Source organism: Kluyvera sp. CHPC 1.251 (genome assembly GCF_036759945.1).
Lineage (GTDB): Bacteria > Pseudomonadota > Gammaproteobacteria > Enterobacterales > Enterobacteriaceae > Kluyvera > Kluyvera sichuanensis.
The window spans coordinates 18,611-44,844 of record NZ_JAPKIC010000011.1 but is presented as its reverse complement, the minus strand read 5'-3'; the positions used below and the strand labels follow the sequence as shown (position 1 = coordinate 44,844).

The window sequence follows — 26,234 nt, the reverse complement described above, 5'->3', positions numbered from 1 at the left end:
CAGCAGGAACCGGCGATCGCGCGCCGGTTCCTTTAATATTAATGGTAATAAGTTAAGATGGTGTGAATAGGTGTTATTAACCATCTTATAGTTTCCTGAAAACGCCAAAAAACAGTTGCGAGGCTTATCCCGCTGCCAGTAGTATCGAACAAAAGGCATTAGAATCGCCTCAAATAATAATAAATTAATTCCACCTCGTTTATTCTTTCCGCTTAGGTTACCCCAATAACTCCCCATTAACGTTCGCGTTATTCTCGAAATATATGAGTACTATGACTAAAGAAACAGCTATATCTCGTCCCCAATGGACGAAAAAAGATACCATCTGGATGATGGGTGTTTATGGCGCTACTGTTGGTGCAGGCACGCTTTTCCTACCGGTGGAAATTGGTACTCGCGGCCCGCTCGTCTTTATTCTGCTACTCCTTCTTGGATTCCCGCTATCGTTAGTGCCGCACGTGCTGATTTGCCGCGTCTTTATGCGCGACCAGCAGGGGCATGACGGAGAGGATCGGACGCTGCCGCTGTTTGGATCGTTCTTTGGGACAAAGGGCCGTCAGGCGATGAAGCTGTTTTTCTGCGTGGCGCACTATCCGGTGACGCTGGTGTACGCCGTGTCGCTGGTGAACGCCCTCAGCCACTTCCTGACCGAGCGCTTGCACATTGCCGGTATTAACCGCGCTACGCTGACGCTGGTGGTGCTGCTGATCCTCCATCTGGTGCTGAGCAAGGGCCGCGACCGCGTTGTCAGTACCATGAGCGCGCTGGCCCTGCCGTTTGCGATTGCGATTATCGTTATCGCCGCCTCGCAGATTCCGGCATGGGACATCAGCAATGTGACGCATGCCTGGCAGCAGACCCATGCCTCAACGGTTGGCAGTTCGCTGAAAGATTTGTGGCTGACGCTGCCGCTTATCGCCTTTTCCCTTTGCTCTGCTCCGCTGATCCCTGCGCTGGCCTCCTGGTATCGTGAACCGGGTAACGGCGGCGAAGAGCAGTCGGTACGAGTTATCCGTCGCGCTTACGGGCTGATTTTCTTCAGTATTATCTTCTTCGTACTGAGCTGCATTTTAAGCACGCCGCGTGAAACCTTTGAAATGGCGAAAGATCAGAACCTGAACGTGCTGTCGGTGATTGGCGGCAACGGCGGCATGAGCGCGCTGCTCTATCTGGCACCGTTTATTGCGATTCTGGGGATGACGAAATCCTTTTTAGGCATTTCGATGCCGGTAGCCGAAACCTTTAACGTCCTAGCGACCGACCTGTTTAAGGTTAAACGTACCAGCCATATTAAGCAGATTAAGTTAATCACTTCGGTGCTGATGTTTATTGTGACATCGGCGGTGGTTTATATTAACCCCGACGTCATTAATATGATTGAAACCCTTTGCGGGCCGTTAATTGCGATCTTCTTGTTTGTGATCCCAACCTGGCTTATTTTCACCCGTCCTGCGCTGAAAGCCATGCGCGGTCTTACCGCAGTGATGGTGATGGCGAGTGGCGTGTTGACCGTTTCGGCGCTGCTGTATGCGATGTTTTAATTGAGTAACGTGAGGGGCGGTGCGAACGGCCCCTCACTCCAATCCCTCCCCAAAGGGGCGAGGAAATTGCTGGGCGGATGGTCAGCGTGGCTTTTTTAATCGACTGATATTATCGCGAATCTGCCGCTGAATCTGACCCAGCGTCTCTTCGGTAATCCTGCCTGGATATAGCGACCTTGCGGTTTCGGCAAACACATTACCCACCGCGCTAAACGTCTCTATTTTTTCGTCAATCTGTGCCAACGTAAGCTCGGCTTCCTGTTCACCCAGCGCCACCATATGCTGGCGTTCAATATCCAACGCTTCCCCCATCACGTCCATCTGATGATAGCCACCCGGCCCATCGTTGTAGGTGACGTCAAAAGCGGGAGCCAGCGACCATTGGCCATTTGCTGCCATCAGATAGGCGAAATTCTTTGGATGATCGTCGCGGTTATTAAAGATGACGTTAAACAGCACGCGTTCAAAGGCACGGGCTTTCTCCCGGACATCATTGGTGCACAGATGAGTGGCGCGCAGGAAGTTCACGTAGTCCAGCGACCCAGCAACCTGATAGTTTGCGCCGGTAAAGGCGGCAAGACTTTGCATCGGCACGCGCATACCATCCTGGCGGTCGAAGCGCTTACTGGCAAAAGCGGCCTGCCCGTCTGGCAGCGCGAAATAGGTGGTGTCCGGTGCGGCGATACCGCACTGACGAAGGCACTCGCCGTAGACCGCTTCAATGGCGCACACTTCAGGGTGCTCTTGCTGAGCCGGGAATTTCACCAGCCAGCTTTCAAGCTCAGGTTCGGCGACCGTCGTGAACTGCCCCGTTTGCGGGTGACGATACAGCAATACCTTCGGCCTTGCCCCCTGAGGCGAGCCGCCCATTTGCAGCAGCTTTTGCAGAAACTGGCCACCTTCACCGCTCAGCACCGCCTGCACTTCCTGTGCCAGCTGCGCAAGCGGCACGTTATCTTTCGTCGCCAGCGGGTCGTCTGCCTGTAGAGGGTGAAAGGTCATCGCCCCCATTGCGGCGTTGCCAATATAGGTCAGACGTTCCAGCGGCCCAATGCGCGCAGCGTTAAGTCCTCGACGTTTGAACAGGCGATCCATCAGCAGCATCCCCCAACCGTCGGGTAGTGCGTCATAAACCGGACCCGGCAGGCCAAGCTGGTGGGCAGGGAAATCCCGCCGCAAGCGCGAGCCATTAAGCGGTAGCGTCAGGCGGGCTAGCTCCAGCCCTTTACGTACGGCTTCTTCGCTGTATTCAAAGGCAATCATTGGCCGCCCGGTCAGCGCAGTTGAGGAAACCAGCCGCCCCCATAGCCAACGCTCTCCCCAACCTTCGTAGTAAATGTCGACCTGATTAGGCATCGTCGTGCTTCCTCTTTACCCGGTGGCGCGTAGCGCTTTTTTCATAGCGCAGGATATCGTCCAGGCTCTCAATCTTTGGCTTAAACAACGTTTCCAGTTCGCCGGCGAACCCCAGTACCATCGCCACCCTGACCAGACTATCAAAGTTGACGTTACGCCCTGCTTCCAGGTTAGAGACCGTGTTAACCCCGACACCCGCGCGCGCCGCGAGGTCGGCCTGGGTCATTTGCTGTGAAAGCCGCTCCTGGCGCAGTCGGCCGCAGAGCAGTTTGACAATTTCCGCTGGTTTGCTAAGTGATAAATCCATCATAGCGTGGCTTATCCAGAATAATTCAGGTTAATACCCAATATTATAGAATTAAGCAGTAAGAATTGAAAGGTTGGATAACACACAAAATATGAGATTTAACGCGCGAATGGTAAGATAAGAGACAATAAAATGGAATTAGCTCAGAAGCACGCCGCAAGAAAGCGACGTGCCAGAGCCATTAGCGATAGACGTACATGCCGCCTTCGGCACCACGGCTGAATAACACCTGCCAGAGTTCGATATCACGCGCGCGGAACGCCCCGGCGCAGGCGCACAGATAGTAGTTGAACATGCGGCGGAAACGCGGCGTGTAGTTAGCGGACAGTCCCGACCATGCCTGGTTAAAACGCTGGTGCCACACCATCAGGGTTTTGTCGTAATCACTGCCAAAGTTATGCCAGTCTTCCATAATCAGGCGTGGCTCGCTGACGCTGGCAATCTGGCGAATCGATGGCAGGCAGCCGTTCGGGAAAATGTATTTGTTGATCCACGGGTCGACGCTAAGTCCGGTCTGATTACTGCCGATGGTATGCAGTAAAAACAGCCCGTCGGGTTTAAGGCAGCGATCAACGACGCTGAAGTAGGTATCGTAGTTTTTCGGCCCAACGTGCTCAAACATCCCCACTGACACAATCCGGTTGTAGCCGGTGTTAAGGTCACGATAGTCCTGCAGCAGGATGTTCACATCCAACCCTTCGCAGCGCTGCTGCGCCAGCTTTTGCTGTTCGCGAGAAATGGTGACGCCGTCAACGCTGACACCGTAGTTCCGCGCCGCATAAGCGGCCAGCCCGCCCCAGCCGCAGCCGATATCCAACAGGCGCATGCCAGGTTTAAGCTGCAGTTTTTCGCAGATCATTTTCAGCTTGGCGTTTTGCGCCTCTTCCAACGTCTGTGCGTCACGCCAGTAGCCGCAGGAGTACTGCATATGTGGGTCGAGCATCAGCGCAAAGAGATCGTTGCCAATATCGTAGTGTTCTTTGCCAACAATCCATGAACGGCTACGCGACTGAAGATTAAACAGACGTGCGCTGACGACGCGTAGAATATCCCTCAGGTTGCCGGGCACCTGTTTATCCAGCTTTGCTTTCAGGATTTTGCAGAACAGAATATCCAGGCGTTCGCAGTCCCACCACCCTTCCATATAGCTTTCGCCCAAACCCAGCGAACCCTGCTGAAATACACGCTTAAAAAAGTCAGCGTGGTGAACCTGAATATCCCATGGCCGGGCACCATTGATTTTAATATCGGCCTGACTGAGCAGGTCATTCCCCATCCGCGACCAATTATCGTTCAATTCATCAATGCTAATTACGTCTGAGCAAACCGTGGCCATGTTTCTTATCCATAAATGAGTCAATATGCTGTGCAGAAGATTATTATGGATAAGCCGATGGTATGTATTATGATGTGAGGACAATATTTATCGAACAGATGCCATAATGATGGACGATCGCACCCCTTTCACGCTCCAGAAGGCTAAACAGTGGTTTTCATCGCAAGATGACTCGATGAAAGAGCTACCGCAGTCGGTCTATTTTCGTTCGTATGTGCTGGAAGCCAGCAACCATGTCGCCGAACATAGTCACGCCTTTGCCCAATTTCACTTTGCGCGCAAAGGCAGTATGCGGATTGATGTTGCTGGAAAATGTTGGGTCATCCCCGCACATTATGGAATTTGGATCCCACATAACACCGTGCATGCGGTGTGGGCGCTGGATGATGTGCATCTGGAAAACCTGGATATTGACCCGGATTTTTTACCCGCGCCCATCAGTGATTGTAAAGTGGTCGCCATCAGCGATTTTGTGCGAGAGTTTATCCATTACGCCACCACGACCACGCCAGAACGTTATGATATTGCAGGCAAAGAGGGCCAGTTAGTCAGCGTGCTGCTGGATGTGATTTTGAAACTGCCGGAAGTGGCGTTAATGCTGCCGTGGCCACACGACGCGGCGCTGATCAAAGTCTGCAGGACGATTCAGGAGTCGCCGGGCCTTGAACACGCGATGGAGGATTGGGCTCACCATCTTGGGATGTCGGCCCGCACCTTTTCCCGTCATTTTAAGAAAGAGACCGGCATGCCGTTTAGCGCCTGGAAACAGAAAATGCGTATTCTGGAGTCGGTCATTCATCTGAAGAAAAATAAGAACGTGACGGCCGTTGCGCTGGAGGTAGGTTATTCCAGCACCGCCGCCTTTAGCTACGCTTTCCGCCAGGCATTCGGTGTGCCCCCATCCAGCTATTAATGGATGGTCTTATTTCTAGGGTTATATTTATAGATAAAGGCAATCGAACGGCCGGTCAGGTGCTGTATTTCTTTAATGCTATGGCCCTGCGCCAACAGCTGTTGAATCTTAACCTTATCGCGCTCTACATCCTGCTTTCGACTATCCCGACTGACCGTTACCGGCGTATTAATTTGTAGCTGTAAATGGCAGGCGCTTATTTTGTCCCACGCCAAACGGCACTGCTCTTTGGTAGCATCAAAATGCGTCGATATCTCCTGCCAGATACGCAAAGCGCGGCGATAAAAACCCTTAGATTCGTTGCATTGAGCAAGCATAATGAGAGCGTTGACTTCTGCGGTCATAATCAAAAACCCACAAGTGAATGAGTGGAACGCGAGTGCGCTGTGGCTTAATTGATTTGTATGATAAATACAATTTCCCCACCCTGTCTACGCCTTTGCCGGCCGAATTTCATACTCATTTTTCATGATAACTATGCACGGATGGCATTAATGCGCTTTAAATTGGCCCAATCACATCGAAAGTTGGCTTTTAGCCAGCGGCGTGGGAATATCACATCGCGCATACTGTGATTATCAAAACAGTACACGAGGATGCCACCATGAACATTACCCAGATTCGCAATGCCACCCAGCTGATTACCTACGCCGGGAAACGCTTTTTAATCGACCCGATGCTGGCGCCAAAAGACGCCTATCCCGGCTTCCCCGGCACAGCGCGCTCAGAGGTGCGTAACCCGATGGTCGACCTGCCGTGTCGCCCTGAAGAGCTGCTGGATGTTGATGCGATTATCGTCACCCATACCCACCCAGACCATTGGGATGAAACGGCGGCGAAAATTATTCCCAAATCGATGCTGATTTATGTGCAGAACGCTAGCGATGAAGCGCTGCTCCGCGCCCAGGGTTTTACGCAGCTACAGCAGTTGTCCGCAACCAGTCGCTTCGGCGATATCGCGTTGATAAAAACCGATGGGCAGCACGGCTCCGATGAACTCTATGCGATTCCCGAACTGGCTGAACGGCTCGGTGAAGCCTGTGGCGTCATTTTCCAGCATCCAGCGGAGAAAACGCTCTATCTGATCGGTGACTCCATCTGGATTGACGGCGTGGCGGATAATCTGCGTCATTACCAGCCAGGCGTAGTGATTATGAACACTGGATGGGCACACGTACTGGGCTTCGGTCCTATTATCTTTGGTCAGGAAGATGTGTTGAAAGCGCATCAGATTGTGCCCGAGGCGCAGATCGTGGGCACCCATATGGAAGCGATCAATCACTGCTTAGTCACCCGCAATGCTCTGCTGGCCTATGCTGAAGATAACCAGATACTCGACTATGTTAATGCACCCAACAATGGTGACACTGTCACGTTTTAACGGAGGATAGCCTTATGCCCACCACCTCGGTTGCGATTGTGGCCAGCGAAGGATTCAGCACCTTTCACTTTTCCGTACCGCTGATCCTGTTTGGTAACAGCGTGAGCGAAACGCCGCGTTTCACGCGTTATATTTGCGCCGAAACGCCGGGCCTGGTGTGGTCAAAGGAAGGCACCGCCGTGCAGGCTGATAGCGATTTTTCCGTGCTCGCCGGGTGCGATATCGTCATCGTACCCTTCTGGCGACACGTGGATGAAAAACCATCATCCGCGCTGCTTGAGGCGCTCATTCACGCTCGCCAAAATGGCGCAACTCTGGTGGGATTGTGTCTCGGCACCTTTGCACTCGCCTATGCGGGGCTGCTCGATAATCGCCGCGCCGTCACGCACTGGGAATTTGAAAAAGCGTTTGAGCGCCTGTTTCCCCGAGCCCAACTTGATGTCAACGTCCTCTATACCGATGACGACGGTATCATCACCTCTGCCGGTACCGCCGCCGCGCTGGACTGCTGCCTGTATGTGATTCGCCAGCGATTTGGTGCGCGCGTCGCTAACCAGATCGCCCGCCGAATGGTCACGCCACCGTACCGTGAAGGTGGCCAGGCGCAGTTTATTGAGCAGGTCGTGCCGCACCGGACGGGCGATACGCGGATTAACCAGTTGCTGACCTATTTGCAGGATAATCTCCAGCAGCCGCATCAAATTGATGTGCTGGCAGAACGGGCTGCCATGAGCCGTCGAACTCTGACCCGCCATTTTCAGAAAGCGACCGGTATGTCGATTGGTGAATGGATAACCACTGAGCGTCTGCGCCGCAGCCAGACGCTGCTGGAGAGCAGCAAGCTTTCGATTGAACAGGTGGCGGAACGCTCCGGTTTTCAATCATCCATCACCTTCCGGCAGACGTTCCGTGAGAAATTGGGCGTTAGCCCAGTGGAGTGGCGTAAAACCTTTCAGGGGTTGGCAAGCGAGCGCTAGCGAAATGTTATCCACAGAAACGGTGCACAACCTTGTGGGTAATTAGCCTAAAAGCCGTTGATTATCTGAAGATTCATCCGCTGCTCAAGGGCGCAGCAGTGGTCTGCGCCCGAACAGGAGTGCATTATCGAAGGATTAACGGCCTACCAGTTGAAGGCGCGAACCAGCGATAAATCCCAGGCGGTTGCGAAGAGTGAAATGAACACAATGATGTTCACGGCAGTTTCGATTCTTTTTTCCATTTTGATTCTCCTTATGTCGGTGCAACCATTAAACATGGAAAACCTTAATGATTTATTCTGCTCGTTTACCTTAAAGCGTAACAGAATAGCGGACGAAATCGTCGGCTGCGACAAACTCATCATAAAGCTTACGGGCCGGATTATGAATACGAGTATGCCAGTAGAAGCGTGACCATCCCTGCTCTTTCGCTTCGTTTAGCACAAATTGCATGAGCGAACGGGCCACTCCTTTACCACGGAAGACCGGATCCACGAACAGGTCTTCAAGGTAACAGATGGGCGCTAATACCCAGGTGCCTTCATGAAGCACGCAGATAGCAAAACCGGCCAGGTGGCCATCAACGCAGGCGACCCGGCAAAACATGGATGATTGCGGATCCAGAATACGCTGCCAGGTATGTTCGGTAACGTTTTCCGGCGGGTTGCTGCCATAGAATTCGTTATAGCCCTTCCATAGCGTAAGCCACTGCGCCTTATCTTCTACCTGTACAGCACGAAACGTCACGGTCACGATACCCTCTCTTAACTCAGCTGATAGTACTTATCGACGGTGATCCGGGCGGGTATCTGCGACTCATCGTTCATCTGCAGTAAATCTATCTCGATAGCATTACAGATAGCGTCCAGCGGTAAGTCATTATTTTCCATACCGAAGGGTTCTTCAAGCTCTTCTGCCAGGGTATCCAGTGAGATAAAGGTGTACGAAATCAGCACCGAAATAAACGGCGTCATGTAGTGCAGGTCAACAACCAGCGCAAACGGCAGCATGATGCAGAACAGGTAGACGGTACGGTGCAAAATCAGCGAATAGGCAAACGGCACTGGGGTATTGGCAATACGCTCGCAACCGGCCAGTACGATAGACATGTCGTTCAGACGAATATTCAGACTGTGGAACAGAATATCGGAAAGCGCCCCGGTTCGGCGGCGCTCTGCGAGCCAATCACCCATGATAAGCAGAATACGGTTTGCCGGTGACTGTGCGGCTAAGACTTGAGTCAGATGTGCCTCAGAGAGATATTTCGCCAGTACTGCGCGCGTCGGTTGGCGGCGTAACGTCAGGCGCAAACAGTGCGCAAAAGCAATCTGTAGACGGACAAACTCCCCTACATGCGGATCATCATGCAGCGTATTTTTCACTTCGCGTAGCAGCGAGCGTGAGGCAATCATCAACTGGCCCCAGAGCTGGCGTGCCTCAACGTAACGGGCATAGCAGGCGTTATTGCGAAAACCGAGGAATATCGCGATGGCGACACCCAGAATGCTGAACGGGGCGACGGTGAGTTTAAAGCCTAACGAGGAGTACCACGGCAGGATGAGGATCACCACTATCGAGAGCAGGAAATTGAGCAGTAATCGAGAGTAGATTTTCGGCAGTACAGAGCCATGCCAGACGAAGATACGTGCCAGCCAGTGCTGGTGTGGACGAACGATCATGAGTTTTTCAATCAGGTTAATAAGTTGTGTATTAAACGTGATCTCGGTCATGTATTCAAGCGGTACTGACAGTGAGATGGTATGCTTACGGGCCCCATTTTGTGCTGTTTAGCCTTGTTGGCACGGGGTTGAAGTGTGGGTTTATAAAAACATTTAATGTATGTTGTAACTAATTAAGTGTCTGAGTGAAAGTACGGTGCGCCCCCTGAGTCGGCTTCGCCTCGTCCGGGCTACATATGTAAAAAACCCGGCCGGAGCCGGGTTAGTTAGATGCGTGTATGAAGGCAATTAGCAGAGCGGTTGTACCGCTTTACGCATGCCTTTAGCCAGAATGGCGTCGAGATCTGCCGCAACCTGTTCGACCAATCCATCAACTTGTGTAAGATCTTGTTCCCAGTGTTCGCTCACGGACAGTACTGCTTTCACCAGATCGGTAGTGCTAATCTGCTGGTCGCGATGCTGAGCCCACAGCAGCTGGTAGCGATCAATCCAGTGCGCGTCGTCCTGCACCGGGTACGCTTCGCCATTACGCTCTGCGCGGTAGAAGGCAATCAGCGCGGCCAGCGCAAAAGTCAGACGTGCAGGCAGTTTACCGCTCGCCTTCTGCCCTGCCAGCAGCTGTGGCAGGATACGGGTGCGGAACTTGGTCATGCCGTTCAGCGCAATAGAAAGCAGCTGGTGCTTGATGTACGGGTTACGGAAACGACCGGTCACCGCGCTGGCGAAGGATTCCAGCTCGTCTTTTGGCAGATCCAGTACCGGGATGATCTCTTCATAGATAGCTTTTTCAACGAACGCACAGATTTCTGCATCGTTCATCGCTTCGCCCACGGTATCAATCCCCGCCTGGAATGCCACTGGAACCAGCGCAGTGTGCGCGCCGTTCAGGATAGCGACTTTACGTTCTTTATACGGTTTGATGTCGTCAACGATCAGCACATTCAGCGCCAGTTTGTCCAGGCGCAGTTCGCTGGCCAGTGATTTTGGCCCCTGAATAACAAAGAGATAGAAGTGCTCTGCAGTATCGAGGAAACCGTCTTTATAGCCCAGTTCCGCTTCCAGTTTAGCCGCTTCATCACGCGGGTAACCGGTAACGATACGGTCCACCAGCGTAGAGCAGAAAGCGTTAGATTCATTCAGCCAGGTCATAAACTCAGCCGGCAGCGCCCATTCCTGCGCGTAGCGAACCACCAGCTCGTGCAGCGCTTCACCGTTGTAGTCGATCAGTTCACAAGGAATGATCACCCAGCCTTTATCCGCCGCACCGTTGAAATGGGTGAAGCGTTCGAACAGCAGACGCGTCAGCTTAGCCGGGTAGCTTACCGCTGGCGCATCATCAAATTTGTCACCCGCGTGGTAGCTGATGCCCGCTTCGGTGGTGTTGGAGAACACGAAGCGCATGTCCGGGTTGTGAGCCAGCTTCAGGTATTCCGCGTAGTCGGCGTAGGCGCTGATTTCACGGTTTACAGAGCGGATCAGGCGCGCGTCGCTGACGGCTTCGCCTTTCTCATTCAGACCACGAATAATTGTGGTGTAGAGACCATCCTGAGTGCTCAGGGACGGCGGGAAATCGCTCGCGATAGGACGAACAATCACCACACCGGAATTCAGGTCGGTATGTTCGTTCAGCAGGTCAATCTGCCAGTCAACGAAGGCACGCAGGAAGTTGCCTTCACCGAACTGGATAATGCGTTCAGGATAGTGGGCACCGGGGAAATCATGGCGGTTCAGTGTTTTCACAATGGGTTCCTTTCTGGATTAGTCATACAACCTGCTCAATTGGTCTAATAACTTATCAGATTTTCCGCTTATGAAACCGTGTTTTGATCAAAAGTGAGAGAATAAATAGTGAATCTATAAAAATTTGTAAAATAAGGAGGTTGCCGTCAGTTCGCCATCTGGCATATAGGCATAACGCGGCAGCTCACCCGCTTTCTGCCAACCGCATCGCGCATAGAATGTCTCCGCCCCGCTACCGGTGGCGGTATCCAGTACCAGCACGCTTTTCTGTGCATCAACGGCAATCTCTTCCAGACGCTGCATCAGCGCACGAGCAATACCGCCACGACGCGCGCACTCATGCACCAGCAGTTTTGAGACATCGGCACGATGCGGTTGGTTTTCCGGCTGGTCGACAACTAATTGCACCGTCCCGACGATCTTCTGGTCGCTATCTTTCGCCACCAGCACCACGCGCTCCGCACGAGCAACGCTTGCCGCCGTTTTCTGCCAGAACGCCCACGCGGTTTCCATGTTAAAAGGCAGCATAAAGCTCACTGAGGCGCCGCCGTTTACGCAGTTGCTAAGCACATCGGAAAGTGGTTCGAGGTGCGCAAGAATGTCAGCCTCAGAAAAGGTATGCAGAGTAAAAGGCGCAGTCATGTTTATTCTCCTTATTAGTGTGCCACACACTATCACGCTAACAATTTGATAACACAACAGCCTTAATCATTGGATTTTCCTATGCCGCTAATGGGCGAAGATCTGATTTTTTCCGCGACGTTTCGCTTCGTAAAGGGCGCTATCAGCAGCCTGCAGCCAGTCGGAAACTTCATGCATGTCCGGTAAGGCATCGGCAATACCAATGCTCAGGGTTAGCGTCTGATGATGATCCGGTCGGTCTGTTACCACCTCCGTGGCATCCATAATACGCTGGGCAATACCGCGCCCCTCTTCCAGCGTGGTATCCGGCAGCAGGATCACAAACTCGTCCCCCCCAAGCCTTGCCGGGGTATCGGTACCGCGCGTCGCCATCTGCAGTATTTGCGAGACAGTTTTCAGCATCACGTCCCCAACCTTATGCCCGTGACGATCGTTTATCTCTTTGAAGTTATCGAGGTCAATAAACATCAGCAGCGAGTGGCCATAGTTCTGCTTCAACCGGACAAGCTCCCAGGCGATACGCTGTTCAAGCAGACGACGGTTGGCAATATCAAGTAGCGGGTCCAGCATCGCGATACGTTCCAGCTCCTGGCTTTTCAGCCGCAGCTTCACCGCAATACTGTCGGTCAATAGACTCAGGGCCAGCACATAGAGAGAAATCAGCGGCAGCGTCGCCAGCATGGTCTGCTGCGTCACCTCGCCATAAAACGGCATCCCGGTCAGCACCCAGGTACCAGCGAAAACGGAAAGCATCATCGCTGCCGCTTTACGCATCAACGGGATCCCCCCGGCCGAGAGACGATCCGCCAGCAGGATCGTGGCAATTGTCACCGAAGGCAGCGGGTTTAATGCCATTAAAGCAATCCAGAATCCCCCAGCCCCGGCATCAAACAGCAGGTTCTGAAACTCAGCATCGCGGGGGATAGGCGCACGGACGGCGCGCAGATAGGCTACCGTGGGCCAGATAAACGCATTGCACGCCAGCAGCAGTTCAAAATAGACCGGTTGATGACGTTCAATAAGCACTGACACAATCGGCAGGAAGCAAAGAAAAGTACCGAGCATCCGCATCAGATACATACGTCTGACAAACCGGGTTCCCGTTACCCCTTTATTCGTAATTAGTTTGTCAAATCCGTTCATAACGCAATTTATTCCGATACGTCGCCCGGCCTATCATATTGGACGCGCGAAGTCACATCAACCTATCAAAATCGATAGCTTTTCAGAATAAACTGATAAGTGTTAGCCGCCTGGCGCGTTCATTTGCAGCACCAGCCAGTGGTGGATAACGCGGACAACATAGTGTTGCTGCTCAGCGCTGAGCGCCTGCCCCTGAGGAATATGATGCCATTTCTCCAGGCAGCCGCGACAGCATGTCGCCGTAGCATGCTGAGCGATAAATACCGGATGCCCTCGCATCGGCGTCTGCTTACCGTCATTCTTCGGCCACGCCGGAGCCAGCCTGCCGGCAACAAAGTCAGCGGCATGCTGGTCAATCGTCGGCGCACCTTTGTCATAACAGTACTGCCGTTCTTTTACGCCCAGATGAAAGCGGCTGCGAAACGGCGAGCGTTGCAGTCGCACAAACAGGCTTTCAAACGCGTCCATCAGTAAACCGAACGTCCTATTTGTTGAGTCAGTTTTTCCAGCACCGCGACACCCGCCAGCGAGTTCCCCGTTTCATCAAGCTCCGGGCTCCAGACCGCGATCGCCATCTCGTGCGGCACAATCGCCACCACGCCGCCGCCAACGCCAGATTTCGCCGGCAGCCCCACACGCCAGGCAAACTCCCCGGCGTTCTGATACATGCCACTGGTTGCCATCAGCGCATTCACCTGACGCGCCTGCATCGGGGAGATAACCGGCGTGTCGAGATGAATCGCCTTCCCCTGATTGGCCAGGAACAGGAAGGTATGGGCCAGCTCAATGCAGTTCATCTCCAGCGCACAGTAATGGAAATAGTTCTGCAGCACCGTCGTGACATCGTGATGGAAGTTACCGAAGGATTTCATCAGCCACGCAATCGCCGCATTGCGCGCCGAATGTTCAAACTCGGAGCGCGCAACCTGCGCATCGTAACCAATACTGGAGACACCGCTAAGCTTGCGTACAATTTCGAGCATCCGCTGACGCGGGGCGCTGAGTCGCCCCTGCAGCATATCGCAGACCACCAGCGCACCGGCGTTAATAAACGGGTTACGCGGAATGCCCTGCTCGATTTCAAGCTGCAAAAGGGAGTTGAAGGGTTGGCCGGAAGGATCTTTTCCGACGCGAGACCAGATTTCCTCAGCCTGATAGTGGTTCATCGCCACCACCAGACTCAGGACTTTCGAAATCGACTGGATGGAGAAACGTTCAGTCGCATCGCCCGCGCTATAGTGCTGCCCGTCGACGGTGCTGATAGCAATCCCCAGTTTATTGCCGCTGACGCAGGCCAGTGCCGGAATATAATCCGCCACCTTCCCCTGCCCAATCAGCGGCCTGACATCATCAAGTATGGATGTCAGCATGGCATTATTGATAACCGTAGCCACTTACACTCCTTGCCCACAGGCTATTTTCGGCCTGGGAGTATAGCAGAGCCTAAGGGCTACGTCGTTTCGCTTAGTGACGATCTTTCCATACCGTCTGCACATTACAGAACTCGCGCAGACCGAAGTGCGACAGCTCACGACCAAAGCCGCTTTTCTTCACGCCGCCAAAAGCGACGCGGGCATCGCTGGCGCTATAGCCATTAATAAACACCCCGCCGCACTCCAGCTCATCCGCAAAGCGCTGGGCCTCAGCCGTATCGTTGGTAAAGACGGTCGCCGACAGGCCAAACTCGCTATCATTTGCCAGCGCCAGCGCATGGTCAGCGTCACGGGCGACGGTAATCGCCGCCACCGGGCCAAACATCTCCTGACGGAAGGCAGTCATGGTTGGCGCCACATTCGCCAGTACGGTTGCCGGATAGTAGTTGCCATCGCTACTCAGCAGTTCACCGCCGAGCAGCAGCGATGCGCCCTCATTCACGGTTGCCATCACCTGGTTATGCAGTTCATCGCGCAGGTCAAAACGCGCCATTGGACCCAGATAGTTCTCTTCGTCAGTCGGCTCACCCATTTTGAGCGCCGCCGCTGCCGCAACAAACTTCTCAGTAAACTGTTCGGCAATACCCGCTTCGACGATAAAGCGCTTCGCCGCCGCGCAAACCTGCCCGGTATTCTGATAACGACCAATCACCGCCGCCTGTACCGCCATCTCAATATCGGCATCGTTCAGGACGATAAACGGATCGGAACCGCCCAGCTCCAGCACGCATTTTTTCAGCGCCGCACCGGCCTGAGCACCAATCGCTTTACCGGCACGCACGCTACCGGTTACGGTGACCGCCGCAATGCGTGGGTCGTTGATCATCTGTGTCACGCCATCGTTAGTCGCGTTAACCCAACTAAACACACCCGCCGGTACGCCAGCCTGCGCCACGATATCGCCAATCAGCGCGGCACAGCCCATCACGTTAGGCGCGTGCTTCAGGATATAGCTATTCCCCGCGAGTAAAATAGGCACCGCACCGCGCAGCACCTGCCACAGCGGGAAGTTCCACGGCATAATCGCCAGAACCGGGCCAAGCGGACGGTATTCAATCACGGCCTGATTGTTCTCAACCTGGGTCGATTCGGTGGCCAGCATCGCCGGGCCATGTTCGGCATACCAGTCGCACAGATGGGCAGATTTTGCCACTTCACCACGCGCCTGTTTAATCGGTTTACCCATTTCATGGGTGATGCATTGTGCCATCTCTTCACCACGTTCACGCAGAACGCGACCAATTGCGCGCAGCGCATCAGCGCGTTGCTCAATTGCCGTCTTACGCCATTGACGAAACGCGGTATCCGCCAGCGTAATGGCGATATCCACTTGCGGACCGGTTGCCCACGGCAGCGAAGCGATGGTTTTGCCGTTAGCCGGGTTAATAGAGACAGCGTGCGTTGCAGGTGAAGTCATCTTATTTCTCTCTCAATCAATTGCGTAGTGATGACAGTTTCGCCTATGCTGCCATTTATGAAAAATGAATAATATTAACCGAACCATTCACAATACGAGAATGCCATGGATTTAACCCAGCTTGAGATGTTTAACGCCGTTGCTGAGACCGGCAGCATTACCCAGGCCGCCCAGCGGGTGCATCGCGTGCCTTCTAACCTGACGACCCGCATTCGCCAGCTGGAAGCCGATCTTGGCGTTGAGCTGTTCATTCGTGAGAACCAGCGGCTGCGTCTGTCGCCTGCCGGCCATAGTTTTCTACGCTATAGCCAGCAGATCCTCTCGCTGGTTGACGAAGCCCGTATGGTGGTGGCTGGCGATGAGCCGCAGGGGCTGTTTTCTCTCGGCGCGCTGGAGAGTACCGCCGCCGTGCGCATTCCCGAAACGCTGGCCCGCTATAACCAGCGTTATCCGCGCATTCAGTTTGATTTAGCCACCGGTCCGTCCGGCACCATGACCGATGGTGTCCTGGAAGGTACGCTCAGCGCTGCGTTCGTCGACGGGCCGGTGATGCATCCTGGGCTGGACGGTATGCCGGTCTATCCGGAGGAGATGATGATTGTCGCCGCGCACGGGCATCCACCGATTACCCGCGCCAGCGAGGTCAACGGCGCCAGTATCTATGCGTTTCGCGCCAACTGTTCTTACCGTCGGCATTTCGAAAGCTGGTTCCATGCCGACCAGGCGACGCCGGGGCGTATACATGAGATGGAGTCCTACCACGGAATGCTGGCCTGTGTGATTGCCGGGGCCGGGCTGGCATTAATGCCGCGCAGCATGCTGGAAAGCATGCCGGGGCATCATCAGGTTGAGGCATGGCCGCTGGCAGAGAAATGGCGCTGGCTGACGACCTGGCTTGTCTGGCGACGCGGGGCCATGAGCCGCCAGCTGGAAGCCTTTATTGCGTTACTGGATGAACCAGCGGTTTCACCATAAAGACGCTGAGCGGGTCCGGCTGATACGGCGCAAAAGCGTCACACACTTCATAGCCGCAGCGCTGATACAGACAGATAGCCGCATGCTGGTGAATCCCCGTTTCCAGCTGCAGCATGCGGCAATCGCGCTGCAATGCGGCAGTTTCAAGCTCTGCCAGCAGTTTTTCTCCCAGGCGCTGACCACGGTGCGTTGGATTGATAAAGACCCGCTTCATCTCACCGCGCCCCGCATCATCCAGCACAATCGCCCCGCAACCGACGGCCTCTTCCCCTTTACGGATAACCATCACGATGAGCTGATTCTGCGGCAGCGACGCGAGGTCCAGCAGATGATTACTCTCCTCGGGATAGAGCGTGCTTTGATAGCGGTCAAGCTCGGCTATCAGGGCGTTAACGGCGGGGTCGGTGGATTGGGTTATCGCGATCGTGTACATGGGTGCAGGGTCCTGTTTTATTGTTGTTTTTCTACTCTATCATTCGCCATCGTTTAGTCTCATAGCATTAACTTATAATTTGCTCCGGCTATTGCGCCAACCGGTTGTAAACGAGTAGTTTTATCCACTGTTATTTGTCCCTGTACTGGAATAACCATGAACACGAAAGCCCGTAAAGTCATGATCATCGGCGCCGGAAACGTCGGCGCATCAGCGGCCTATGCGCTGCTGAATCAGAATATCTGCGAAGAATTGATCCTGGTCGACCTGAATAAGAGCCGTGCCGAAGCGCACGCACAGGATCTCAGCGATGCCGCGGCCTATATGCCCGGTATGATGACCATCTCTTGTCGCGATGCCAGCGACTGCGCCGATGTTGATATTGCGGTTATTACCGTCTCCGGCGGTGCGCTGAAGCCAGGCCAGACGCGTCTTGATGAACTGAAAAGTACGGCCAAAATTGTACATAGCATCGTGCCGCAGATGATGGCCGGTGGCTTTAACGGTATTTTCCTGATTGCCACCAACCCCTGCGACATTATCACCTGGCAGGTCTGGCAGCTTTCCGGTCTGCCGCGTAGCCAGGTTATCGGTACCTGCGTATGGCTCGATACCACGCGCCTGCGCCGCAAGCTGGCCCAGGATCTGGATATAGGCGCACAAAGCATCGACGCGTTCATTCTCGGTGAGCATGGCGACAGCCAATTCCCGGTATGGTCGCACTCATCGGTATACGGTTCGCCTATCGAGAACGTTTATCTGCAACGTACCGGTAAAGCGCTGGATCGCGAGTCGATGGCAGATAGAGTTCGTAAGTCAGGCTTTGAGATTTACGCCGGGAAAGGCTGCACCGAGTACGGTATTGCCGGAACCATTGCCGAAATCTGCCGTAATATCTTTACCGGCAGCCACCGCGCGCTGGCTATTTCCTGCATCCTGGACGGGGAATACGGCGTTGAAGGTGTCGCCATCGGCGTTCCCGCCGTGCTGGCGCAAAGCGGCGTACAGCAGATTATTGAGCTTCAGCTCGCCGCCGAGGAGCAGGAGAAATTTGCCCGCTCGGTGGAGATTATTAAGTCGAATATTACGCTGCTGCCGTAAGGTCTTTTGTAGCCCGGCCGAGGCGTTGCCAACGCCGGGGTTAGTTCTGTGCTGATTCCCGGCGTCACTTTGTTCGGCCGGGCTACGGATAACGACAGGTTAATCCAGCAGCACCTTCCCTTGTAAATAGGTTCTCGCCACCCCGCTCATCAACACCCGTTCGCCCACCCATTCACAGCGCACATCGCCACCGCGTGCGGAAACCTGACGCGCCAGCATCCGGGTTTTACCGAGCTTTTCGCCCCAGTACGGAATTAACATGGTGTGTGCAGAGCCAGTGACCGGGTCTTCCCACACCGCTTCGCCCGGTGAGAAGAAGCGGCTAACAAAATCATAGTCACCGTCGCCCGCAGCGGTGACGGACACCTTATGTTCACCGGGGATCATGGCGCTAATATTGGGTTTCAGCGCTTCAACCTGCTGCCGGTTTTCCAGCTCAATCACCCAGGCGCGGCCTTTACGGGCATTCAGGTAGTGGGTAATACCCAGCGCATGCAGCATGTCCGCCGGCGGTGTGGTGTCGTGGGTCGCACCAGCAGGGAAGTCCAGCGTGAGCCATTCGTCACGGCGCGAGACGGTTAAGCGACCGGACAAGGTGTCGAAATGGACGCGTTCATCAGGGTAATGAAGATGCTGAAACACCACGTGAGCGCTGGCAAGCGTTGCGTGACCGCAGAGGTTAACTTCATTTTGGGTGGTAAACCAACGTAGGGCAAAGCCGCCGTGCTGCTTAACAATAAACGCCGTTTCCGATTGATTATGCTGACGGGCCATTTTCAACAACGTCTCATCGGGCAGCCAGTCATCAAGCAGACAAACCGCTGCCGCATTACCGCCAAAAGCATGGTCGCTGAAGGCATCAACCATATAGAAATCAATCTCGTGCATGCGTATCCCCTGAATCATATGTTCGAGATAGCAAACTGACACAAAAGATTAACATCGACAAGCTTCTTTCTTACGCCAAATGTGACACCGTCACACACCCACAAAAATGAGAGGTTAATCACAAAATAATTGTATTTGTCGCAAAAATCGCTTTAAGATCGCTTATCTGTTCCTTTCTTTAACGCTCCCGGTGCATTTTTATGACAACAAACACGGTCTCTCGTCGGATCGCGTGGCTTCGGGTAGTCACGCTGGCTATCGCTGCTTTTATCTTCAATACCACTGAATTTGTCCCGGTGGGGCTGCTCTCCGACATCGCCAGCAGTTTTGGCATGCAGACGGCGCAGGTAGGGATCATGCTGACCATCTACGCCTGGGTGGTCGCGCTAATGTCGCTGCCGTTTATGCTTCTGACCAGCCAGATGGAGCGGCGTAAATTGCTGATCGGGCTTTTTATTCTGTTCATTGCCAGCCACGTACTGTCGTTCCTGGCGTGGAACTTCACCGTACTGGTGATAAGCCGAATCGGGATTGCCTTTGCCCATGCGGTGTTCTGGTCAATTACCGCCTCGTTAGCCATTCGTATGGCGCCTGCCGGTAAGCGCGCACAAGCGCTGAGCCTGATAGCGACCGGCACGGCGCTGGCGATGGTCTTCGGTATTCCGATTGGTCGTATCGTGGGGCAATACTTCGGCTGGCGAACCACCTTCTTCGCCATCGGGGTAGGTGCGCTCATCACCATGCTGGCATTGATTAAGCTGCTGCCTAAGCTGCCGAGCGAACATTCCGGTTCGCTGAAAAGCCTGCCGGTGCTATTCCGTCGTCCGGCGCTGATGAGCATCTATCTGCTGACCGTGGTGGTGGTGACCGCCCATTATACCGCCTACAGCTATATTGAACCGTTTGTGCAGACGGTGGCCGGACTGAGCGGTAACTTTGCCACCATTCTGCTGCTGGTGCTGGGCGGCGCGGGGATTATCGGTAGCGTTATCTTCGGTAAGCTCGGCAATAAACACTCGTCAGGATTAATTAACTGCGCCATTGGCCTGCTGCTAGTCTGCCTGCTGCTGTTACTTCCCGCCGCGCAGGATGCTACTCACCTCGCCGTGCTCAGCATCTTCTGGGGTATTGCCATTATGGTGATTGGTCTGGGAATGCAGGTGAAAGTGCTGGCGCTGGCGCCGGATGCCACCGACGTAGCAATGTCGCTGTTCTCCGGGATTTTCAATATCGGAATTGGTGCCGGTGCGCTGCTGGGTAGCCAGATAAGCACCCATTTGTCGATGTCGTCTATCGGCTATGTGGGTGCGGCGCCGGCGCTGGCGGCGCTTATCTGGTCGGTGATTATTTTCCGCCGCTGGCCTGCGGCATCGCTGGAAGAACAGGCACACCAGCATTGATGCGCTTCCCGGCGTCGAGCAGCGACGCCGGGATCCGTCAGGCGTGATAGGTCGTAATAATTTCCAGCACGCCGTTGATAATAAACTGCACGCCCATACACACCAGCAGGAAGCCCATCAGACGGGAAATCGCTTCAATCCCCCCTTTCCCGACCAGACGCATAATCGCCCCAGAGCTACGTAAGCATCCCCACAGGATTATGCCCACCAGCGCAAAGATAATCGGAGGCGCGACCAGAATCACCCAGTCCGGGAAATTTGCCCCATGCTTCACCGTCGATGCGGAGCTGATGATCATCGCAATCGTCCCTGGGCCTGCGGTGCTAGGCATGGCAAGCGGGACAAAGGCAATGTTAGCCGTCGGTTCATCTTCCAGCTCTTCCGATTTGCTGCGCGCTTCCGGCGAGTCATGCGCCTTCTGCTGCGGGAACAGCATGCGGAAACCGATAAAGGCCACGATCAGCCCACCGGCAATACGCAGCCCAGGTATTGATATACCGAATGTATTCATCACCACCTGGCCTGCATAATAGGCCACCATCATGATGGCGAAGACGTACACCGAGGCCATCAGCGACTGCCGGTTGCGTTCTGCGCTGTTCATATTGCCGGAGAGCCCAAGGAACAGCGCCACGGTCGTTAAAGGGTTTGCCAGCGGCAGCAATACCACCAGCCCAAGCCCTATTGCCTGAATAAGTTCCTTCATAAGCGTCCCAAAATCCTGTCTGTTTGACGAAAAAATACATGCTGTACACCAGACCATTCCTCACCAGCGCAGCATATCTGGCTTCGGGCAGGCTAAGTACAGGATATCCTATTTGTGGCTGTCTGAAGCGTTTTAGCAATTCGTGGCATCACTCAATCCATTCAGTTGACTTATGATTGCGTGAGAAATAATATCCACCGCAACTAAAGTACTTGCCAGGGCAACCATTGTGAACAGCACAAGCAATCTCTTCAATGAAATGATTCCACTTGGGCACCTGATTCACATGGTTAACCAGAAAAAAGATCGCTTACTCAACGAGCATTTATCGCCAGAAGAGATTACCGCCTCGCAGTTCAGAGTGCTTTGCTCTATCCGTTGTCAAGGCAGTATCACCCCCGTGGAGTTGAAAAAGACTCTTTCGGTGGATCTGGGCGCGCTCACCCGCATGCTTGATCGTTTGTTGTGTCGGGGCTGGATAGCCCGGTTACCCAACCCAAATGACAAGCGCGGGGTATTGATTCAGCTGACGCCAGAAGGCGCAGCCATTTGTGAACAATGCCACCTGCTCGTTGGGCAAAACCTGCACCAGGAATTAACAAAAAACTTAACGGCAAATGAAGTTGCGACGCTCGAACTTCTCCTTAAAAAAATATTGCCGTAAACAGAAGAAGAGGTAAGACGATGTCCAGACGTAACACTGACGCTATTACTATTCATAGCATTTTGGACTGGATCGAAGATAACCTGGAATCCCCTCTGTCGCTTGAGAAAGTGTCCGAGCGTTCCGGTTACTCAAAATGGCACCTGCAGCGGATGTTCAAAAAAGAGACCGGTCATTCATTAGGTCAGTACATTCGCACCCGTAAACTGACGGAAATCGCCCAGAAGTTAAAAGAAGGCAATGAGCCTATTCTCTATCTGGCCGAACGTTACGGTTTTGAATCGCAGCAGACGCTGACGCGCACGTTTAAAAACTACTTTGATGTGCCACCGCACAAGTACCGCGTAACGAATATGCGTGAAGATTCTCGCTACCTGTTCCCTATTAATCACTGTGTCTGTTAATCGCCTGCAAAAAGACGTATCGAGGAAATAATGAAACTGTTCGCTGCCGTTGCTTTCGTCGCCCTGACGATGGCCGCAAGCGCAAGCTATGCGGAACAACTACCGGCACAAAATAACGCCCATCAGAATATGCTGATGCCATCTGCCAGCAACCAGTCGCCGTTTGATTTTAATCATATGGCCGCCGGTAGCGATAAATCAGATGAACTGGGCGTACCGTACTACAACGATAAAAATCGCTAAACGTTATTGCCCCGCTTCGGCGGGGCTTTTTTTTCCCGCTATCCCTTCACCGCCCGACGCAACCCCGGTATACGCAGGCCAAAGACGTTAATCAGCAGCCCGGCCATAATCAGCAGCGCCCCTGCCAGTTGCATCACCGACAGTGTTTCACCGAGCAGCAGCGACGCGCTGGCGAGCCCCACCACCGGCACCAGAAGCGACAGCGGCGCCACACGCCAGGTTTCATAGCGTCCCAGCAGCGACCCCCAGATCCCGTAGCCCACAATACTGGCAATAAAGGAGAGATAGGCCAGCGACAGCACGGTAGTGAGGTCAATATGAATCAGGCTCTGCGCCATCAGCTGCGGACCTTCGAAAATCCACGAACTCAACATAAACGGCACAATCGGAATCAGCGCGCTCCAGACCACCAGTGACATCACGCCGGTTTTCGATGGATGCAGCATGATCTTTTTATTGAAGATATTGCCGCATGCCCAACACAGTGCCGCACCCAGCGTCAGCATAAAGCCCAGCAGCTGCACATGTTGCCCGGTCATACTGGTTTCAATTAGCACCAGCACACCGAATACCGCCAGCGAAATCCCTACCAGCTGCTTGCGCTGCAGGCGCTCGCCAAAGACAAACGCGCCAAGAATAATGGTAAAGAAGGCCTGTGCCTGCAGCACCAGCGACGCCAGCCCGGCGGGCATACCGAAGTTAATCGCGCAGAACAAGAAGGCAAACTGACCAAAGCTGATGGTCAGTGCATAGCCCAGCAGCAGAGGCAGCGGTACGCGGGGGCGTGGGACAAAGAACAGCGCCGGGAAGGCCACAAACAGGAAGCGTAATCCCGCCAGTAGCAGCGGCGGCATGCCGTGCAGCCCCACCTTAATCACCACAAAATTCAATCCCCATACTACAACTACCAGCAGCGCCAGTAGCCCATCTTTACGCGTCATACACGCCCCACCGTTTATTAAATTTATGTAAACACATTCAAAGTAACGAAAAATTCAGCCCAGGAATAGATCATTATTTCTGGCGGGCCGAAATCGCACTTCCCGACACGCGCTCAGGTATACAAGCCGCTTATGGCGTGATATTTGTGAAAGCGATAACAAAAAAACGCACAACGACATCTCTCAGGCAGGAAAATGAAACCAACGACCAGACGATCCACGATTGCGCTGCTGGCATCGTCGTTACTGTTAACCATCGGGCGCGGCGCCACCCTTCCGTTTATGACCATTTACCTCACGCGTAAATACGCGTTGACGGTAGACACCATTGGCTATGCGCTGTCCATCGCACTGGTGGCTGGCGTTATCTTCAGCCTCGGCTTTGGCATTCTGGCGGACAAGTTCGATAAGAAACGCTATATGCTGATCGCCGTGACGTTTTTTATCGCCGGCTTTGTCGCCATTCCGCTGGTGCACAGCGTGCCGCTGGTGGTGTTCTTTTTCTCACTGATCAACTGTTCCTATTCGGTCTTCTCAACCGTGCTGAAGGCCTATTTCTCCGACACGCTGACGGCCACGGCCAAAGCGCGTATTTTTTCGCTTAACTACACCTTCCTGAACATCGGCTGGACCATTGGCCCGCCGATTGGCACGCTGCTGGTCATGCACAGCATTAATCTGCCATTCTGGCTAGCGGCGATTTGCGCTGCGTTTCCGCTGCTGTTTATCCAGCGTTACGTGGCGCGCGTTAACGCCGCCGAAATGGCGGAAACGCGCGTGGCCTGGTCGCCGTCCGTGCTGTTGCATGATCGGGCGCTGCTGTGGTTTACCCTTTCCGGCCTGCTGGCTTCATTCGTTGGCGGTTCATTCGCCTCCTGTATGTCACAGTATGTGCTGACGATTGGCGATAGCACCTTTGCCGAAAAGGTGGTGGCGGTGATCCTACCGGTGAACGCCGCGGTGGTGGTGACATTACAGTACGCCATTGGCCGTCGGTTAACGGCGACCAATCTGAAGCCGCTGATGACCTTTGGTACCTTCTGTTATGTGCTGGGTCTGGCAGGATTTATGATGTCAGGCAATAATTTGCTGTTCTGGGGACTGGCGGCGGCGGTCTTTACGCTGGGCGAGGTTATCTACGCACCGGGTGAGTACATGCTGATTGATAACATTGCCCCACCGGGCATGAAAGCCAGCTACTTCTCCGCTCAGGCGCTGGGCTGGCTCGGCGCGGCGCTGAACCCCCTGCTGACCGGGCAGATCCTGACGCATTTCGCGCCCTACGCGCTGTTCCCGATCATGATGGTGGTTATCGTGCTGGCGTGGTGGCTGATTATCCGTGGCATTAAGGCCAGTACCTGGGGTGCGACGGTGAGCGTGGCGTGACGGACTTCCCGGCGGCGCGACGCTTGGCCGGGCTACAGGATCGGTAGCCCGGGTGAGGCGGAACGCCGACTCCGGGGAATTACCAGATATCCGCCGCAATCCCCGTCACCAGACGCACTTTATCCCACTGCTGCTGCTCGCTGAGGCTGTTTCCCTCTTCCGTAGAAGCAAAACCACACTGCGGGCTGAGGCAAATCTGATCCAACGAGACATACTGCGACGCTTCTTCTACCCGTGCCTTCACGCCCTGCGGGTTTTCCAGCTCGCCGTTCTTGGTGGTAATCAGCCCGAGCACCGCTTTCTGCTGCCCAGGACGGATAAATCGCAGCGGCGCGAAGTCGCCGGAACGATCGTTGTCATACTCGAGGAAGAAAGCATCCACCTTCACGCGACCAAACAGGATCTCTGCCACCGGCTCATAGCCGCCTTCTGAAATCCAGGTCGAGCGGAAGTTACCGCGACACACGTGCAGCCCGACAATCAGGTCATTCGGCTTGCCTTCCAGCGCGCGATTCAACACGTCGGCATAGATAGCCGCCAGCTTATCCGGATCATCCCCGCGTTCACGCACCTGGCGGCGCTGATCGTCAGAGCACAGATAGGCCCATACGGTATCATCCAGTTGCAAATAGCGGCAGCCAGCATCGTAAAACGCGTGGATAGCGTCACGCCAGGTATCGGCCAGGTCGTTAAAGTAGTCGGTCAGATCCGGGTAAACGCTTGCATCAATATCTTTACGTCCACCGCGGAAATGCAGCACGCTTGGGCTGGGAATCGTCATTTTCGGCGTCGCCTCGCCGCTGATGCTTTTCAGGAAGCGGAAATCTTCCAGCATTGGGTGCTCGCCAAAGCCGAGCTTGCCGGTGACGCGAATACCGTGGGCGCGGGTTTGTACGCCGTTAAACTGAATACCCTTTTCGGAATCATAGCGTTCAACGCCCTGCAGGCCGTCGAAGAAGTCGAAATGCCACCAGGCACGACGGAACTCACCGTCGGTCACCACGTGCAGGCCACAGTCACACTGATGCTGCACCACACGCCGAATCTCGGCATCCTCTACGGCGCGCAGCTGCTGCGCGCTGATTTCACCGTTAGCGAGCTGCTGGCGGGCTTCTTTAATGGCCAGCGGGCGTAAAAAACTGCCAACGATGTCGGCGCGATAAGGGGCGTGTTGGTGTGTCATGCGATCTCCTTACTCCATCAGGCAAACTCGTTGCCCTGAGTGATA

Annotated in this window: 28 protein-coding genes; 11 read left to right on the top strand and 17 right to left on the bottom strand. The window is 54.2% G+C overall.

Translation table 11 applies throughout. The features are described 5' to 3' along the window. Nucleotides 1–272 precede the first annotated feature (272 nt). Nucleotides 273–1,541 carry an amino acid permease gene (locus V6940_RS18950; RefSeq protein ID WP_442910831.1) on the top strand — a complete coding sequence of 423 codons (1,269 nt, stop codon included), beginning with the start codon at nt 273–275 and terminating at the stop codon, nt 1,539–1,541. Between the two features lie 81 nt (nt 1,542–1,622). Here the strand turns inward: V6940_RS18950 and V6940_RS18945 are convergent, their stop codons facing one another. From V6940_RS18945 to cfa, 3 genes are all read right to left on the bottom strand, one after another. Beyond that, a complete protein-coding gene (locus V6940_RS18945; protein WP_333496903.1) occupies nt 1,623–2,897 on the bottom strand; it encodes a type II toxin-antitoxin system HipA family toxin in 1,275 nt (424 codons plus the stop codon). Then, complete coding sequence (locus V6940_RS18940; RefSeq protein WP_185669095.1) at nt 2,890–3,204, bottom strand: helix-turn-helix domain-containing protein; 315 nt, start codon at nt 3,202–3,204, stop codon at nt 2,890–2,892. Before V6940_RS18940 ends, V6940_RS18945 begins: the two co-directional genes overlap by 8 nt. A gap of 181 nt (nt 3,205–3,385) precedes the next feature. After that, a complete protein-coding gene (cfa, locus tag V6940_RS18935; RefSeq protein ID WP_333496902.1) occupies nt 3,386–4,540 on the bottom strand; it encodes a cyclopropane fatty acyl phospholipid synthase in 1,155 nt (384 codons plus the stop codon). A 106-nt stretch (nt 4,541–4,646) separates the two neighbouring features. Between cfa and V6940_RS18930 the strand changes: the two genes are divergently transcribed. Next, nucleotides 4,647–5,453 carry a helix-turn-helix domain-containing protein gene (locus tag V6940_RS18930; RefSeq protein WP_333496901.1) on the top strand — a complete coding sequence of 269 codons (807 nt, stop codon included), beginning with the start codon at nt 4,647–4,649 and terminating at the stop codon, nt 5,451–5,453. Here V6940_RS18930 and V6940_RS18925 read toward each other — a convergent pair. Then, nucleotides 5,450–5,797 (bottom strand): PerC family transcriptional regulator, encoded by a 348-nt coding sequence (locus V6940_RS18925; RefSeq protein ID WP_333496900.1) that lies wholly within the window; start codon nt 5,795–5,797, stop codon nt 5,450–5,452. The two genes, V6940_RS18930 and V6940_RS18925, sit on opposite strands and share 4 nt — an antisense overlap. Nucleotides 5,798–6,057: 260 nt before the next feature. Here V6940_RS18925 and V6940_RS18920 point away from each other — a divergent pair, with 260 nt between their 5' ends. Continuing rightward, nucleotides 6,058–6,834, top strand: coding sequence for an MBL fold metallo-hydrolase (locus V6940_RS18920; RefSeq protein ID WP_333496899.1), 777 nt, complete (start codon nt 6,058–6,060; stop codon nt 6,832–6,834). 14 nt (nt 6,835–6,848) lie between these two features. Further along, complete coding sequence (locus tag V6940_RS18915; RefSeq protein WP_333496898.1) at nt 6,849–7,811, top strand: GlxA family transcriptional regulator; 963 nt, start codon at nt 6,849–6,851, stop codon at nt 7,809–7,811. A 312-nt stretch (nt 7,812–8,123) separates the two neighbouring features. Here V6940_RS18915 and V6940_RS18910 read toward each other — a convergent pair whose 3' ends face one another. The 8 genes from V6940_RS18910 to sad form a co-directional block, all read right to left on the bottom strand. After that, entirely contained in the window at nt 8,124–8,564 is a 441-nt protein-coding gene (locus tag V6940_RS18910) for a GNAT family N-acetyltransferase (protein ID WP_333496897.1), read from the bottom strand. Between the two features lie 11 nt (nt 8,565–8,575). Next, on the bottom strand, nt 8,576–9,490 hold the full coding sequence (locus tag V6940_RS18905) for a bestrophin family protein (protein WP_333496896.1): 915 nt from the start codon (nt 9,488–9,490) through the stop codon (nt 8,576–8,578). Between the two features lie 288 nt (nt 9,491–9,778). Beyond that, a complete protein-coding gene (locus V6940_RS18900; RefSeq protein ID WP_333496895.1) occupies nt 9,779–11,230 on the bottom strand; it encodes a tagaturonate reductase in 1,452 nt (483 codons plus the stop codon). 114 nt (nt 11,231–11,344) lie between these two features. Next, nucleotides 11,345–11,872: a GNAT family N-acetyltransferase gene (locus tag V6940_RS18895; protein WP_333496894.1), complete on the bottom strand. Its 528-nt coding sequence runs from the start codon at nt 11,870–11,872 to the stop codon at nt 11,345–11,347. A gap of 87 nt (nt 11,873–11,959) precedes the next feature. After that, the gene (locus tag V6940_RS18890; RefSeq protein ID WP_333496893.1) at nt 11,960–12,952 is read right to left on the bottom strand and encodes a sensor domain-containing diguanylate cyclase; all 993 of its coding nucleotides are present in this window, start codon (nt 12,950–12,952) and stop codon (nt 11,960–11,962) included. A gap of 165 nt (nt 12,953–13,117) precedes the next feature. Further along, entirely contained in the window at nt 13,118–13,483 is a 366-nt protein-coding gene (locus V6940_RS18885) for a DUF4186 domain-containing protein (protein WP_333496892.1), read from the bottom strand. Continuing rightward, nucleotides 13,483–14,409, bottom strand: a complete 927-nt coding sequence (gene glsB / locus V6940_RS18880) for a glutaminase B (RefSeq protein WP_185669028.1) — start codon at nt 14,407–14,409, stop codon at nt 13,483–13,485. The genes V6940_RS18885 and glsB overlap by 1 nt, the downstream gene beginning before the upstream one ends. A 70-nt stretch (nt 14,410–14,479) precedes the next feature. Beyond that, nucleotides 14,480–15,865, bottom strand: a complete 1,386-nt coding sequence (gene sad / locus V6940_RS18875) for a succinate-semialdehyde dehydrogenase (RefSeq protein WP_333496891.1) — start codon at nt 15,863–15,865, stop codon at nt 14,480–14,482. Between the two features lie 105 nt (nt 15,866–15,970). On the opposite strand from sad, the gene ptrR reads away from it, so the two are divergent. Then, nucleotides 15,971–16,840 (top strand): putrescine utilization regulator PtrR, encoded by an 870-nt coding sequence (gene ptrR, locus V6940_RS18870; protein WP_185669030.1) that lies wholly within the window; start codon nt 15,971–15,973, stop codon nt 16,838–16,840. Here the strand turns inward: ptrR and V6940_RS18865 are convergent. Beyond that, a complete protein-coding gene (locus tag V6940_RS18865) occupies nt 16,803–17,273 on the bottom strand; it encodes a GNAT family N-acetyltransferase (protein ID WP_333496890.1) in 471 nt (156 codons plus the stop codon). The genes ptrR and V6940_RS18865 overlap by 38 nt on opposite strands. A gap of 156 nt (nt 17,274–17,429) precedes the next feature. Here V6940_RS18865 and V6940_RS18860 point away from each other — a divergent pair, with 156 nt between their 5' ends. Beyond that, on the top strand, nt 17,430–18,374 hold the full coding sequence (locus tag V6940_RS18860) for an L-lactate dehydrogenase (protein WP_333496889.1): 945 nt from the start codon (nt 17,430–17,432) through the stop codon (nt 18,372–18,374). A 99-nt stretch (nt 18,375–18,473) separates the two neighbouring features. Here V6940_RS18860 and V6940_RS18855 read toward each other — a convergent pair whose 3' ends face one another. Beyond that, nucleotides 18,474–19,262: a PhzF family phenazine biosynthesis protein gene (locus V6940_RS18855; RefSeq protein WP_333496888.1), complete on the bottom strand. Its 789-nt coding sequence runs from the start codon at nt 19,260–19,262 to the stop codon at nt 18,474–18,476. Nucleotides 19,263–19,462: 200 nt separating this feature from the next. Between V6940_RS18855 and V6940_RS18850 the strand changes: the two genes are divergently transcribed. Next, a complete protein-coding gene (locus tag V6940_RS18850) occupies nt 19,463–20,662 on the top strand; it encodes a sugar transporter (RefSeq protein ID WP_333496887.1) in 1,200 nt (399 codons plus the stop codon). Nucleotides 20,663–20,699: 37 nt separating this feature from the next. Here V6940_RS18850 and V6940_RS18845 read toward each other — a convergent pair whose 3' ends face one another. Further along, nucleotides 20,700–21,368 carry a MarC family NAAT transporter gene (locus V6940_RS18845; RefSeq protein WP_333496886.1) on the bottom strand — a complete coding sequence of 223 codons (669 nt, stop codon included), beginning with the start codon at nt 21,366–21,368 and terminating at the stop codon, nt 20,700–20,702. A 229-nt stretch (nt 21,369–21,597) separates the two neighbouring features. Here V6940_RS18845 and marR point away from each other — a divergent pair, with 229 nt between their 5' ends. From marR to marB, 3 genes are read left to right on the top strand one after another with little or no spacing between them, the layout of a single operon-like run. Beyond that, the gene (marR, locus tag V6940_RS18840) at nt 21,598–22,032 is read left to right on the top strand and encodes a multiple antibiotic resistance transcriptional regulator MarR (RefSeq protein WP_185669036.1); all 435 of its coding nucleotides are present in this window, start codon (nt 21,598–21,600) and stop codon (nt 22,030–22,032) included. Nucleotides 22,033–22,052: 20 nt separating this feature from the next. Continuing rightward, complete coding sequence (gene marA / locus V6940_RS18835; protein WP_035895737.1) at nt 22,053–22,436, top strand: MDR efflux pump AcrAB transcriptional activator MarA; 384 nt, start codon at nt 22,053–22,055, stop codon at nt 22,434–22,436. Nucleotides 22,437–22,466: 30 nt separating this feature from the next. After that, entirely contained in the window at nt 22,467–22,679 is a 213-nt protein-coding gene (gene marB, locus V6940_RS18830) for a multiple antibiotic resistance protein MarB (RefSeq protein WP_333496885.1), read from the top strand. Between the two features lie 38 nt (nt 22,680–22,717). On the opposite strand, the gene eamA is transcribed toward marB, so the two are convergent. Further along, on the bottom strand, nt 22,718–23,620 hold the full coding sequence (gene eamA / locus V6940_RS18825; RefSeq protein ID WP_220440155.1) for an O-acetylserine/cysteine exporter: 903 nt from the start codon (nt 23,618–23,620) through the stop codon (nt 22,718–22,720). A gap of 195 nt (nt 23,621–23,815) precedes the next feature. Between eamA and ydeE the strand changes: the two genes are divergently transcribed. Beyond that, nucleotides 23,816–25,006 carry an efflux MFS transporter YdeE gene (gene ydeE, locus V6940_RS18820; protein WP_333496884.1) on the top strand — a complete coding sequence of 397 codons (1,191 nt, stop codon included), beginning with the start codon at nt 23,816–23,818 and terminating at the stop codon, nt 25,004–25,006. 79 nt (nt 25,007–25,085) lie between these two features. On the opposite strand, the gene V6940_RS18815 is transcribed toward ydeE, so the two are convergent. Further along, a complete protein-coding gene (locus tag V6940_RS18815; protein WP_333496883.1) occupies nt 25,086–26,189 on the bottom strand; it encodes a cobalamin-independent methionine synthase II family protein in 1,104 nt (367 codons plus the stop codon). Nucleotides 26,190–26,234 lie beyond the last annotated feature (45 nt).